Origin of the sequence: Klebsiella sp. 64, from assembly GCF_018223915.1 — a bacterium.
Taxonomy (GTDB): domain Bacteria; phylum Pseudomonadota; class Gammaproteobacteria; order Enterobacterales; family Enterobacteriaceae; genus Klebsiella; species Klebsiella pneumoniae.
Genome location: NZ_JAGRQZ010000040.1, coordinates 121,859 through 135,382 on the forward strand (window position 1 = coordinate 121,859; position 13,524 = coordinate 135,382).

The 13,524-nt window shown below is 59.1% G+C and carries 12 protein-coding genes; 4 read left to right on the forward strand and 8 right to left on the reverse strand.

What is annotated here, in order from left to right; genetic code table 11:
• Positions 1 to 35: 35 nt before the first annotated feature.
• Together argF and KHQ23_RS26660 are read right to left on the reverse strand one after the other, a co-directional pair.
• The gene (gene argF / locus KHQ23_RS24225; RefSeq protein WP_004178387.1) at positions 36 to 1,040 is read right to left on the reverse strand and encodes an ornithine carbamoyltransferase; all 1,005 of its coding nucleotides are present in this window, start codon (positions 1,038 to 1,040) and stop codon (positions 36 to 38) included.
• Positions 1,010 to 1,105 (reverse strand): hypothetical protein, encoded by a 96-nt coding sequence (locus tag KHQ23_RS26660; RefSeq protein WP_370736902.1) that lies wholly within the window; start codon positions 1,103 to 1,105, stop codon positions 1,010 to 1,012. The genes argF and KHQ23_RS26660 overlap by 31 nt, the downstream gene beginning before the upstream one ends.
• Positions 1,106 to 1,203: 98 nt before the next feature.
• Here KHQ23_RS26660 and rraB point away from each other — a divergent pair, with 98 nt between their 5' ends.
• Together rraB and miaE are read left to right on the forward strand one after the other, a co-directional pair.
• Positions 1,204 to 1,626, forward strand: a complete 423-nt coding sequence (rraB, locus tag KHQ23_RS24230; protein WP_002886947.1) for a ribonuclease E inhibitor RraB — start codon at positions 1,204 to 1,206, stop codon at positions 1,624 to 1,626.
• Between the two features lie 58 nt (positions 1,627 to 1,684).
• The gene (miaE, locus tag KHQ23_RS24235) at positions 1,685 to 2,449 is read left to right on the forward strand and encodes a tRNA isopentenyl-2-thiomethyl-A-37 hydroxylase MiaE (RefSeq protein ID WP_004186726.1); all 765 of its coding nucleotides are present in this window, start codon (positions 1,685 to 1,687) and stop codon (positions 2,447 to 2,449) included.
• A gap of 260 nt (positions 2,450 to 2,709) precedes the next feature.
• Here the strand turns inward: miaE and KHQ23_RS24240 are convergent, their stop codons facing one another.
• The 4 genes from KHQ23_RS24240 to pepA form a co-directional block, all read right to left on the reverse strand.
• Entirely contained in the window at positions 2,710 to 3,213 is a 504-nt protein-coding gene (locus KHQ23_RS24240; RefSeq protein WP_004152275.1) for a GNAT family N-acetyltransferase, read from the reverse strand.
• Positions 3,214 to 3,333: 120 nt separating this feature from the next.
• The gene (locus tag KHQ23_RS24245) at positions 3,334 to 6,189 is read right to left on the reverse strand and encodes a valine--tRNA ligase (protein WP_032435478.1); all 2,856 of its coding nucleotides are present in this window, start codon (positions 6,187 to 6,189) and stop codon (positions 3,334 to 3,336) included.
• On the reverse strand, positions 6,189 to 6,632 hold the full coding sequence (gene holC, locus KHQ23_RS24250) for a DNA polymerase III subunit chi (RefSeq protein ID WP_032435480.1): 444 nt from the start codon (positions 6,630 to 6,632) through the stop codon (positions 6,189 to 6,191). The genes KHQ23_RS24245 and holC overlap by 1 nt, the downstream gene beginning before the upstream one ends.
• A gap of 119 nt (positions 6,633 to 6,751) precedes the next feature.
• Positions 6,752 to 8,263 (reverse strand): leucyl aminopeptidase, encoded by a 1,512-nt coding sequence (pepA, locus tag KHQ23_RS24255; RefSeq protein WP_002886954.1) that lies wholly within the window; start codon positions 8,261 to 8,263, stop codon positions 6,752 to 6,754.
• Positions 8,264 to 8,652: 389 nt separating this feature from the next.
• On the opposite strand from pepA, the gene lptF reads away from it, so the two are divergent.
• Together lptF and lptG are read left to right on the forward strand one after the other, a co-directional pair.
• On the forward strand, positions 8,653 to 9,750 hold the full coding sequence (lptF, locus tag KHQ23_RS24260) for an LPS export ABC transporter permease LptF (protein ID WP_002886955.1): 1,098 nt from the start codon (positions 8,653 to 8,655) through the stop codon (positions 9,748 to 9,750).
• Positions 9,750 to 10,832, forward strand: coding sequence for an LPS export ABC transporter permease LptG (gene lptG, locus KHQ23_RS24265; RefSeq protein WP_002886956.1), 1,083 nt, complete (start codon positions 9,750 to 9,752; stop codon positions 10,830 to 10,832). Before lptF ends, lptG begins: the two co-directional genes overlap by 1 nt.
• A 48-nt stretch (positions 10,833 to 10,880) precedes the next feature.
• On the opposite strand, the gene KHQ23_RS24270 is transcribed toward lptG, so the two are convergent.
• Positions 10,881 to 12,383, reverse strand: a complete 1,503-nt coding sequence (locus KHQ23_RS24270; protein ID WP_211776886.1) for a helicase HerA-like C-terminal domain-containing protein — start codon at positions 12,381 to 12,383, stop codon at positions 10,881 to 10,883.
• A 98-nt stretch (positions 12,384 to 12,481) separates the two neighbouring features.
• A complete protein-coding gene (locus KHQ23_RS24275) occupies positions 12,482 to 13,303 on the reverse strand; it encodes a TIM barrel protein (protein ID WP_004178392.1) in 822 nt (273 codons plus the stop codon).
• Between the last annotated feature and the right edge of the window lie 221 nt (positions 13,304 to 13,524).

A 13,524-nucleotide genomic window follows, 5' to 3' on the forward strand; every position in this document is an offset into this window, starting at 1 on the left:
GCCGTGCCATCCGGGAGACAGCCGCGAGCGAGGGGTTATTTGCTCAGCGTCGCCACCATCACCGCTTTGATGGTGTGCATCCGGTTTTCCGCCTGGTCGAAGACCACGCTCGCCGCCGACTCAAACACCTCGTCAGTCACCTCCATGCCGCCGTGCAGGCCGTAATCGGCAGCCATCTGTTTGCCCAGCGTGGTCTGGTCGTCGTGGAACGCCGGCAGGCAGTGGAGGAACTTGACCTGCGGGTTGCCGGTCAGCGCCAGCATCGCGCTGTTAACCTGATAGTCGCGCAGCAGGGCGATACGTTCGGCCCATTTTTCCTTCGCCTCGCCCATCGAGACCCAGACGTCGGTATAGATAAAATCGGCGCCTTTCACCCCTGCGGCGATATCTTCCGTCAGGGTGATGTTGCCGCCCTGCTGTTTGGCCAGCGCGGTGCAGGTCTCCACCAGCGCGGCCTCCGGCCAGCAGGCCGATGGCGCCACCAGGCGCAGATCCAGACCGGTCAACGCGGCGGCTTCCAGCATCGAATTGCCCATGTTGTTGCGCGCGTCGCCGGCGTAGACCAGCGTCATCTGGTTAAAGGCTTTGCCCGGCAGATGCTCTTTCATGGTCAGCAGGTCCGCCAGCAGCTGGGTGGGGTGGAACTCGTTGGTGAGACCGTTCCACACCGGCACGCCGGCGTATTGCGCCAGGGTCTCTACCACTTCCTGGCCGTGGCCGCGGTACTGAATGCCGTCGTACATCCGTCCGAGCACGCGGGCGGTGTCCTTGATCGACTCTTTATGGCCAATCTGGCTGCCGCTGGGCCCCAGATAGGTCACGCGGGCGCCTTGATCGTATGCGGCAACTTCGAAAGAGCATCGTGTACGGGTTGAGTCTTTTTCGAAGATGAGCGCGATGTTTTTTCCTGCCAGTTTCTGGACTTCGATACCGTTTTTCTTATCGGCTTTCAGCTTTGCCGCCAGCTCGAGCAGGGCGGTGATTTCTGCAGGCGTAAAATCGAGTAACTTTAAAAAATGCTTCTGGTAAAACGCAGACATGGTTCCCTCACCTGGCATAGGCCACTAATTGAATTAAAATTCAATTTATATGTATGAATATTCATTTGCAAGTCTGTGATCGAAATCTTTCACTGAGAAGTGGAGGCAATGACGGCGGTATGTGACAATAGGGATAACTGCCGCACATTATGAGGAACGAGCCATGGCAAACCCGGAACACCTGGAAGAACAGCGTGAAGAGACGCGTCTGATTATCGAAGAGCTGCTGGAAGATGGCAGCGATCCGGACGCACTGTACACGATTGAGCATCACCTCTCTGCAGACGATTTCGAAACCCTGGAGAAAGTGGCGGTTGAAGCGTTCAAGCTGGGCTACGAAGTGACCGAGCCCGAAGAGCTGGAAGTGGAAGAGGGTGACATGGTCATCTGCTGCGATATTCTGAGCGAATGCGCGCTGAACGCAGACCTGATCGATGCCCAGGTTGAACAGCTGATGACGCTGGCAGAAAAATATGACGTCGAGTATGACGGTTGGGGCACCTATTATGAGGACCCGAACGGTGAAGACGGCGACGACGATGACGAAGAGTATGTCGATGAAGACGACGATGGTGTTCGCCACTAAGTCGCAAATGTCGTAGATGGATACGGCGGCGCCTGCCGCCGTATAGCAAGGAACTTTCATGGATTACCCGCAGATTCTTTCCCCGATTATCAACTTCCTGCACTGCCCGACGCCGCAGGCGTGGATTGACGAAGCCCGCAAGCCGGAAAACCTGCCGCTGCTACTGACCGACCATATGGTGTGCGAGCTGAAAGCGGCGCAGAACGCCATGCTGCTGGTGCGTCGCTACGTCGCGGATAAAGCTGACGCCGACGAACTGTTGGCCTGCCTGAAGCCGTACGAAGACTTCACCTACCGCCGGGGGCCGGAGCCGGATTTTGTCGCCCTGCATAAACGGATCAACAAAAGCGCCATGCCGCAGACCGACGACCCGTGGGGCCGCCAGCTGCTGGACAGCATGATTTTATTGATTAAAGAGGAACTGCATCACTTCTGGCAGGTGCGGGAGATGATGCTGGCGCGCGATATCCCCTACGTCAAAATCACCGCCAGCAACTATGCCCGCGGCCTGCGGCGCGAAGTGCGCTCGCATGAGCCGGTGATGCTGATCGATAAGCTGATCTGCGGCGCCTATATCGAGGCCCGCTCCTGCGAACGCTTTGCCGCCCTGGCGCCGTGGCTGGACGACGATCTGCAGAAGTTCTACCTGTCGCTGCTGCGCTCCGAGGCGCGTCACTATCAGGACTATCTGGATCTGGCGCAGAAGATTGCCGGAGAAGATATCAGCGAGCGGGTGCGCCAGCTCGGCGAGGCGGAAGCGGCGTTGATCCTCCGTCCGGAGGCCGAGTTCCGCTTTCACAGCGGTGTGCCGGTAGCGGCGTAACCCACGATATTCGGGCCCGGTAGTCACTAACACCGGCAGTTTCAGTAGCCATGGGGAGAGATAGCGTTGAGAGCTTCAGCTCGCAATGGTACGGGCCGTAGGTCGGGTAAGGTTAGCCGCCACCCGACAAAAAAACGGCACCGCGAGCACGGGTAAGGTGCCATTCGGGACATACCCGGCTCGCGCTACGCTTAACCGGGCTACCGAACTGTAGCCCCGGTAAGCGTAGCGCTACCGGGGACGCCTGCGATATCGAGGCGCTACAGCGTTTTCAGCATCCGTACTTCGCAGTCCACGTGGCCGGTGCAGCCCAGCGGTCCGTCAATGTGCTCGAAGCCGAGATGTTCATATAAGCCGATCGCCTCCGTCAGGAAGGCGGTGGTTTCCAGATAGCAGCGCTTAAATCCTTGTTCGCGGGCGTAGTCCAGCGCCAGCAGCGCCAGCTTCTTCGCCAGCCCCTGGCCGCGGGCGCTGGTCATAAAATACATTTTCTGCAGCTCGCAAATATCCGGCTCGCTGCAGGCGAGCGGCGCGACGCCGCCGCCGCCAACCACTTCCCCCTCTTGCTCCACCACCCAGTAGGCGGAGCCCGGCTGGCTATACAGCTCATACAGCTCATCGAGATTCGGGTCGGCGACCGTATAGCCTTTATCGGCGGTCAGGCCATATTCAGCCGAGACCTGGCGGATGACCCTGGCGATGGCGGCATTGTCTGCCGCCGTAATGCGACGCAGCAACGTCGCCGCGGGGACGCTCGTATTCATACAATGACTCATTACCCAAAAAAGACGAATGATGATGTTAATAACATCGCGACAGGGGAAAGCGCAAGCGAGGATGTTTCATAAAAAACGCCCCTTGCCGGGTGGCAAGGGGCGGGAGGATCACAGCGCGGCGATCACCGCCTGCTGTTCAATCAGCTTCGCTTTCGCTTCCGCGTAGCCTTCCAGCTTCTCACGCTCTTTGGCGATAACCGCTTCCGGCGCGCGGGCCACAAAACCTTCATTGGACAGCTTGCTTTCGATACGGCCGATTTCCGCTTCGACTTTCGCCACTTCTTTCGCCAGACGCGCCAGCTCGGCTTCTTTGTCGATAAGGCCCGCCATCGGGATCAGCAGCTCGGCGCCGTCGATAATCTTAGTCACGGAAACCGGACCTTTATCATCGGCAGGCAGCACGGTGATGCTTTCCAGACGCGCCAGGTTCAGCAGGAAGCTACGGTTGTCGTTAACACGGCGCTCGGCATCTTTGCTGCAGCCGCGCAGCAGCAGTTCCAGCGGCTTGCCCGGAGCAATGTTCATTTCCGCCCGGATGTTACGTACGGCAACGATCGCCTGCTTCAGCCATTCGGTATCCGCCAGCGCCGCTTCATCAACCTGAGAAGCCTCATACTGCGGGAACGGCTGCAGCATGATGGTGTCAGCGTTAATACCGCAAATGACCTTCACGCGCTGCCAGATGGTCTCGGTGATGAAAGGAATAATCGGGTGCGCCAGGCGCAGCAGACCTTCCAGCACGGTCACCAGCGTATGGCGAGTCCCGCGCAGTTCCGCTTCGCTGCCGCCGTTCATGACCGGCTTGGTCAGCTCCAGGTACCAGTCGCAGAACTGGTTCCAGGTGAACTCATACAGGATGCCGGCGGCGATATCGAAGCGGAAGTTATCCAGCGCTTCGCGATACGCTTTGACGGTGTGGTTGAATTCCGCAAGGATCCAGCGGTCGGCCAGGGAGAGCACCATCTCGCCGCCGTTGAAGCCGCAATCCTGATCTTCGGTGTTCATCAGCACAAAGCGGCTGGCGTTCCACAGCTTGTTACAGAAGTTACGGTAACCTTCCAGACGCTTCATATCCCAGTTGATGTCGCGGCCGGTAGAGGCCAGCGCCGCCAGGGTAAAGCGCAGGGCGTCGGTGCCGTGCGGCTCGATGCCGTTCGGGAACTGTTTCTCGGTGCGCTTACGAATTTTCTCCGCCAGCTGCGGCTGCATCATGTTGCCGGTACGTTTCTCCAGCAGCTCCGGCAGGGTGATGCCGTCAACCATATCCAGCGGGTCGATAACGTTACCCTTGGATTTGGACATCTTCTGGCCTTCGTCATCGCGGATCAGACCGGTCATGTAGACGGTCTTAAACGGAACCTGCGGTTTACCGTTTTCATCTTTGATGAAGTGCATGGTCATCATGATCATGCGGGCGATCCAGAAGAAGATAATGTCGAAGCCGGACACCATCACGCTGGTCGGGTGGAACTGACGCAGGGCGTCGGTGTTTTCCGGCCAGCCGAGGGTGGAGAAGGTCCACAGCGCGGAGGAGAACCAGGTATCGAGAACGTCTTCATCCTGACGCAGGGCAACGTCGGCGCTCAGGTTGTTTTCCTGACGCACTTCGTCTTCGCTACGGCCTACGTAGACGTTGCCGTCGTTGTCATACCATGCCGGGATGCGGTGACCCCACCACAGCTGACGGGAGATACACCAGTCCTGAATATCGCGCATCCAGGAGAAGTACATGTTTTCGTACTGCTTCGGCACGAACTGAATGTCGCCGTTTTCAACGGCTTCGACTGCTGGCTTGGCCAACACGTCCGCGCGCACGTACCACTGGTCGGTCAGCATCGGCTCGATCACCACGCCGCCGCGATCGCCGTAAGGGACGGTCAGGTCGTGCGGTTTGATCTCTTCCAGCAGGCCGAGGGCGTCAACTGCCGCAACAACGGCTTTACGCGCCGCGAAGCGTTCCAGTTTCTGGAACTCCGCCGGGATCTCGCTGGAGTAGACGTCGGATTCATTGCCTTTGGTGTCGTAGACTTCCGCGCTTTCGCGGATGTCGCCGTCAAAGGTAAGGATGTTGATCATCGGCAGCTGGTGACGACGACCCACTTCGTAGTCGTTAAAGTCGTGCGCCGGGGTGATCTTCACGCAGCCGGTGCCTTTTTCCATGTCGGCGTGTTCGTCGCCCACGATCGGGATGCGGCGGTTAACCAGCGGCAGCACCACGAATTTGCCAATCAGATCTTTGTAGCGCGGATCTTCCGGGTTAACGGCCACGCCGGTATCGCCCAGCAGGGTTTCCGGACGGGTGGTGGCGACCACCAGGTAATCTTTACCGTCAGCGGTTTTCGCGCCATCGGCCAGCGGGTAGCGGATGTGCCACATGGAACCTTTCGATTCGCGGTTTTCCACTTCGAGGTCGGAAATGGCGGTGCGCAGTTTCGGGTCCCAGTTAACCAGGCGTTTGCCGCGGTAGATCAGGTCTTCTTTGTACAGGCGAACAAAGACTTCTTTCACGGCATTGGAAAGCCCCTCGTCCATGGTGAAGCGCTCGCGCTCCCAGTCCACGGAGTTGCCGAGACGGCGCATCTGACGGGTAATGGTGCCGCCGGATTCCGCTTTCCACTGCCAGATTTTGTCGATAAAGGCGTCGCGGCCGTAGTCGTGGCGGGTTTTCCCTTCTTCAGCGGCAATCTTACGCTCAACCACCATCTGGGTAGCGATACCTGCGTGGTCGGTACCGGCCTGCCACAGGGTGTTTTTGCCCTGCATGCGCTGGTAGCGAATCATGGTATCCATGATGGTTTGCTGGAAGGCATGACCCATATGCAAACTGCCGGTGACGTTCGGCGGCGGGATCATGATGCAGAAGCTCTCCTGGCTTTCATCACCATTCGGTTTGAAATAGCCCTGCTTTTCCCAGTGCTCGTAAAGCGGCTGTTCGATATCTTGTGGGTTGTATGTCTTTTCCATTATTTCCAGGTTGCCGTGTTCAGGTTGAAACCAGCCATGCGGTACGCCTTATAGCGTTCGCGCGCCAGTTGTTTCAGATTGTCTTCGTAAGGGACAAAGTCTATCACTTCTGCGAAAGCGGTGGCAAAATCTGCAAAGTTTAGCCGCAGGCTGATAAGAATATCCCGCGGGCTGCTGTTGCGCTTTTGCGGCCAGGCAATCTCTACCGGCGCGCCGCCTCTCGGGCCTTCGCCCGCCAGATTATGCGGCACAAAGCTTTCCGGCGGCCGCGACCACAGCGCCTCGTCGAGGCGAATCGCCTGCTGTTCATCTTCGCAGGCGATCAGGACGCGCTTGCCGTTGCGCCAACGTTCTGCGGCAATGTCACACACCAGCTGCTCGACGGCGCTCAGGCCGTCGACGGTGGCGTCATTGTCCAGAAGATAGAACGTTGCGTTTTTCATATATGGGGCTTCTTGTTGTGGATTTAAATGCAAAGCCGGGCGGCGCTACGCTTACCCGGCCTACAGTGTGCTGCCGTTTGTAGGCCGGGTATGGCATCGCCGCCACCCGGCATATCACATCACTCTTCGCCGTTAAAACCCGCACGATTGAGCAGGAACTGCGACAGCAGCGCCACCGGACGACCGGTCGCGCCTTTGGCCTTACCGGAACGCCAGGCGGTACCGGCGATGTCGAGGTGCGCCCAGTTGTACTTGCGGGTGAAGCGCGACAGGAAACAGCCGGCGGTGATCGCGCCGCCAGGACGGCCGCCAATGTTCGCCATATCGGCAAAATTGGACTCCAGCTGATCCTGGAACTCGTCGGCCAGCGGCAAACGCCATGCGCGGTCGCCCGCCAGTTCGGAGGCGCCGATTAGCTCATGGGCCAGCGGGTTATGGTTCGACATCAGGCCGGTGATGTGATGGCCGAGGGCAATCACGCAGGCCCCGGTCAGCGTCGCCACGTCGATAACCGCTTCCGGCTCGAAGCGCTCAACGTAGGTCAGGACGTCGCACAGCACCAGGCGGCCTTCGGCATCGGTGTTCAGCACTTCCACCGTCTGGCCGGACATAGTGGTCAGGACGTCACCCGGACGATAGGCGCGGCCGCCAGGCATGTTTTCACAGCCCGCCAGCACGCCGATGACGTTCAGCGGCAGCTGCAGTTCGGCAACCATCCGCATCACGCCGTACACCGCCGCCGCGCCGCACATGTCGTACTTCATCTCGTCCATGCCTTCGGCAGGCTTGATGGAGATACCGCCGGAGTCGAAGGTCAGGCCTTTACCGACCAGCACGATAGGGCGCGCGTCCTCAGCCGGGTTGCCTTTATATTCGATGACCGACATCAGCGACTCGTTCTGCGACCCATTGCCGACGGCGAGGTAGGCGTTCATCCCCAGCTCGCGCATCTGCTGTTCGCCGATCACCCGGGTGATGACGTTTTTGCTGTAGGTATCGGCCAGCTGACGCGCCTGGGAAGCCAGATAGGCGGCGTTACAGATGTTCGGCGGCATATTGCCAAGATCTTTCGCCGCTTTGATGCCGGCGGCAATCGCCAGTCCGTGCTGAATGGCGCGTTCGCCGCTGGTCAGCTCGCGACGGGTCGGCACGTTAAAGACCATTTTACGCAGCGGGCGACGCGGCTCGCTTTTGTTGGTCTTCAGCTGGTCGAAGCTGTACAGCGTCTCTTTGGCGGTTTCAACCGCCTGGCGAACTTTCCAGTAGTTGTTACGGCCTTTGACGTGCAGCTCGGTCAGGAAGCAGACGGCTTCCATTGAGCCGGTATCATTCAGGGTATTGATGGTTTTCTGGATGACCTGCTTATACTGACGCTCATCCAGCTCGCGCTCTTTGCCGCAGCCAATCAGCAGAATGCGCTCAGACAGAATGTTTGGCACATGGTGCAGCAATAACGTCTGGCCAGGTTTGCCTTCCAGCTCGCCGCGACGCAGCAGGGCGCTGATGTAGCCGTCGCTGATTTTATCGAGTTGTTCGGCGATGGGGGAGAGGCGACGTGGTTCAAAGACGCCGACCACGATACAGGCGCTCCGCTGCTTCTCCGGGCTACCGCTTTTTACACTGAACTCCATGCACTATGCTCCTGAATCTTAAAGACAACAGTGGTGGCTACGGCTATACTCGTCGCCTTTCAAGTTGCAGATGCGCCGGCTGCGCCTGCTTACCCTGACGTGGCACATTGTGCGCGCCAGGGGCCACAGCCCTGCTGCCTTCTTACAACTCGAAATCCATTGAGTATATAATTGCAAGCTTTCGTAACTCATATCCGCTGTTGCGGTGACTTCGTGTTAATCTTAACGTTATTAAGGCCTGGGTTCGTCAGAAAAGATCCTGACATGCAGAACCGATGAGTCATTTAATCTTAGCGACGTTTTCGACGACCAAAGAGAATAAATGACGTTTAAGCCATGAAACAAGCAATTTTCCTGCACTAAAACGGGTTTTTACGGGCGTATTTATAGTGATAATCATAAGATATCTGGTTCGTGAGACGCTGAAAAGCCAGTTGGCGATCCTATTCATCCTGTTACTGATTTTCTTTTGTCAGAAATTAGTCAGGATCCTCGGCGCCGCGGTGGATGGCGATATCCCAACCAATCTGGTGCTCTCGCTGTTGGGGCTCGGCATCCCGGAGATGGCGCAGCTTATCCTGCCGTTAAGTCTGTTCCTTGGCCTGCTGATGACCCTCGGCAAGCTGTACACCGAAAGTGAAATTACGGTGATGCACGCCTGCGGCCTGAGCAAAGCCGTGCTGATCAAGGCGGCGATGATCCTCGCGCTGTTCACCGGCGCGGTGGCGGCGGTGAACGTTATGTGGGCGGGGCCGTGGTCGTCGCGCCATCAGGACGAGGTGCTGGCCGAAGCTAAAGCTAACCCCGGTATGGCGGCGCTGGCCCAGGGCCAGTTCCAGCAGGCCAGCGATGGTAACGCGGTGATGTTTATTGAAAGCGTCAACGGCAACCGCTTCCATGACGTCTTCCTTGCCCAGCTGCGTCCGAAAGGCAATGCGCGCCCCTCGGTGGTGGTGGCGGATTCCGGCGAGCTGTCGCAGCAGAAAGACGGCTCGCAGGTGGTGACCCTCAACAAGGGCACCCGCTTTGAAGGCACCGCGATGCTGCGCGACTTCCGCATTACCGACTTCAATAACTATCAGGCTATTATCGGCCACCAGGCGGTGAGCGCCGATCCGGACGACACCGAACAGATGGATATGCGCACCTTGTGGAAAACCCACACCGACCGCGCGCGCGCCGAACTGCACTGGCGCTTCACGCTGGTGGCGACCGTCTTCATTATGGCGCTGATGGTGGTGCCGCTCAGCGTGGTGAACCCGCGTCAGGGCCGCGTGCTGTCGATGCTGCCGGCGATGCTGCTTTACCTGGTGTTCTTCCTGCTGCAAACGTCGATTAAGTCGAACGGCGGCAAAGGCAAAATGGACCCGGCTATCTGGATGTGGGCGATTAACCTGCTCTATTTTGCGCTGGCGGTGCTGTTAAACCTGTGGGACACGGTGCCGATGCGCCGCTTCCGCGCCCGTTTTAATAAAGGAGCGGCCTGATGCAGGCGTTTGGCGTACTTGACCGTTATATCGGTAAGACGATTTTCAACACCATCATGATGACCCTGTTCATGCTGGTGTCGCTCTCCGGCATTATCAAGTTTGTTGATCAGCTGAAAAAGTCCGGGCAGGGCAGCTACGATGCGCTGGGCGCTGGTCTCTACACCATCCTCAGCGTGCCGAAGGACATCCAGATCTTCTTCCCAATGGCGGCGCTGCTTGGCGCGCTGCTGGGGCTGGGGATGCTGGCCCAGCGCAGCGAACTGGTGGTGATGCAGGCATCCGGTTTCACCCGGCTGCAGGTAGCGCTGGCGGTAATGAAAACCGCGATCCCGCTGGTGCTGCTGACCATGGCCATCGGCGAGTGGGTGGCGCCGCAGGGCGAACAGATGGCGCGCAACTACCGTGCCCAGCAGATGTACGGCGGCTCGCTGCTCTCAACCCAGCAGGGGCTGTGGGCGAAAGATGGCCACAACTTTGTCTATATCGAACGCGTAAAAGGCAACGATGAGCTGGGGGGCGTCAGCATCTATGCCTTCAACCCGGAGCGTCGTTTACAGTCGGTGCGCTATGCCGCTTCGGCAAAATTCGATAGCGAAAATAAAGTGTGGCGTCTGTCGCAGGTGGATGAATCCGACCTGACCGATCCAAAGCAGGTGACCGGGTCGCAGATGGTGAGCGGCACCTGGAAAACCAACCTGACGCCGGACAAACTGGGCGTGGTTGCCCTGGATCCGGATGCGCTGTCGATCAGCGGGCTGCACAACTATGTGAAATACCTCAAGTCCAGCGGCCAGGATCCGGGACGCTACCAGCTCAATATGTGGAGCAAAATCTTCCAGCCGCTGTCGGTGGCGGTGATGATGCTGATGGCGCTGTCGTTTATCTTTGGCCCGCTGCGTAGCGTGCCGATGGGCGTGCGGGTGGTGACGGGGATTAGCTTCGGCTTTATCTTCTATGTCCTCGACCAGATTTTCGGCCCGCTGACCCTGGTCTACGGCATACCGCCGATCATCGGCGCGCTGTTGCCGAGCGCCAGCTTCTTCCTGATAAGCCTCTGGCTGATGATGCGCAAGGCCTAGCGGGTAAGCCTGAAACGTAAGCCCCCTCAGCGATGAGGGGGCTTTTTTTTAGCGCTTGCGTCCGCCCAGCAGGCTGCCCAGCATGCCGCGGACGATCTGATTGGTGACCTGGCGAACCGCACTTTTCGCTGCGGTCTGCACGATACCGTCGCGTTTACCGCCGCGCGGGCCGGTGCTGCCGAACAGGATATCTTTCAGGCCGCCAAGTAGCCCATCGTCATCGCCGCTCTGCTGGCCCTTCGCCGGCGGAGCCGACTGCTGCCCGGTGGCGACCTGCACCCCTTGCTGCAGCATTTCGAAAGCCGACTCGCGGTCCACCTCCTCCTCATACTTACCGTACAGCGGCGAGTGGTTCAGCAGACTATTGCGCTCGTCATCGCTAACCGGCCCCATTCGCGAGCAGGGGGCGATAACCATCGCCCGCTCGACCACCGACGGGCTGCCTTTCTCATTGAGGAAGGAGATCAGCGCCTCGCCGGTGCCCAGCTCCTGGATCGCCTGCTCGGTACTGAAGGCCGGGTTGGCGCGCATGGTCTGGGCGGCGGTTTTCACCGCCTTCTGATCCTTCGGCGTAAAGGCGCGCAGGGCATGCTGCACGCGGTTGCCCAGTTGGCCGAGCACGGCGTCGGGAATATCCGCCGGGTTCTGCGAGACAAAGTAGACGCCGACGCCCTTGGAGCGGATAAGGCGGATCACCTGTTCAATTTTATCCAGCAGCACCTGCGGCGCGTCGTTGAACAGCAGATGCGCCTCATCGAAGAAGAACACCAGCTTCGGTTTATCGAGGTCGCCGGCTTCCGGCAGGCGCTCGTAGAGCTCGGAGAGCATCCACAGCAGGCTGGCGGCGTACAGCTTCGGCATCTGGTAGAGCTTTTCGGCGCTAAGGATATTGATCACCCCTTTACCGCTGGCATCGACGCGCATCCAGTCGGCAATATCCAACATCGGCTCGCCGAAGAAGTGCTCGGCGCCCTGTTGCTCCAGGGTCAACAGCCCGCGCTGGATGGCGCCGATCGAGGCGCTGTTAATATTGCCGTACTGGTTCTGGAAAGACTTGGCGTTATCGCCGATAAACTGGGTGATGGCGCGGAGGTCTTTGAAGTCGAGCAGCAGCAGGCCGCGGTCGTCCGCGATGCGGAAAATAATGTTCAGTACGCCGCTCTGCACTTCGTTGAGATTGAGCAGGCGCGCCAGCAGCAGGGGGCCGAGATCGGAGACCGTCGCCCGCACCGGGTGGCCCTTCTCGCCAAAGATATCCCAGAGCACCACCGGGTTGGCGTGCGGCTCCCAGTCGCTGACGCCGATCTTCTCCAGCCGCGCCTGCAGTTTCTCTGAGCTCTGCCCCGCGGCGGCAATGCCGGTCAGGTCGCCCTTGACGTCGGCCATAAATACCGGCACGCCAATCTCCGAGAACGACTCAGCCAGCTTCTGCAGGGTGACGGTTTTACCGGTGCCGGTCGCACCGGTGATAAGCCCATGGCGGTTGGCCATCGCGGGCAGTAAATAGAGCGCGTTATCCAGCGTGCGCGCAATCAACAGGGGTGAGCTCATGGTCGATTCCTCCATTTATCCTGCGACGATTATAGGCAACCTCGTCGTCCGGCGTTGGGAAAATCGTCACGCGCCGCGCACGCTGTACCGTGAGGGTCTCAGGCGCAGTGGCGCTGGATGAGCGCGATGCTCTGCTCAATTTCGCGCTCGATATCCGCTTCGCTCCATTGCGCCAGCTCGGGGGCGAAGGGCTCAAAAGCGTACACCCCCTGATAGCCGCGGGCTTCCAGCGCTTTAACCTGCTCGCAGGTGCCGAGACGATCCTGCGGGGTTAGCATGATGCGCTCGGCATCGGTGAGCTGCTCGCGCGGACGGCTATCGTCCACTCCTGAAAGGTGCACCAGCCCGATATCCGCCACCTCTACCTGGCTGAACTCGTCCGCCGCCTGCGGGTAAAGATGGTGATGGAAGGTATCGATCAGCAGCTTAAACGGCACGCGGGCGTCGTGGATCAGCGTCTGCGCCTGGTGCGCAGAACGCAGCGAGCTTTGCGGGAAGCCCAGCGGCTCCACCAGGCCGTGGATGCCATAGAAGGCGAACAGCGGCGCCAGGTCGCGCAGGGCGCCCAGGGTTTCGCTGGCCGGCACCTCGCTGCCGTCGTTGAGCGGACAGAGCACCAGCGATTTGGCGCCGATGGCCTGGGCCTCTTTCAGCAGCGATTCGGTCAACTGCCGCACCTCTTCGCTACGACGGTTAAAGGGGTAGACCGCGTTAATCGTCAGGATCTCGATGTGGTAGCGCGCCGCCAGCTCGCGCACCTGCTGATGGCTCAGATCGTCGGTCACTTTTCCGCTGGGTAAATCGTTGCGCAGCTCGACCTTATTCAGGCCCAGACGGTTCACCAGACGGAAAAACGCTTCAATGCTGAGCGCTGGCGCGATTTTGCGGTTAATACAAAAACGTTGCATTGCGATGGCCATAGGACACTCCTGACGGAAGAGGGGTTAGGTTCGTTCAATTGGCTAACAGTCAAAACGTTTATTCCAAAATTAGCAAGAATGGAAATGATGAATGTTTGAGCTGTCTCGCAAAATATCACCGGCACCGACTACTGGCGCGACAGCGGCGGGAAGCCTGGCGTCGAGGGCAACGAGGCGCGATGCGGGAAGCGCACAGGCGACCGGTTAGCGCAAAATGCGAC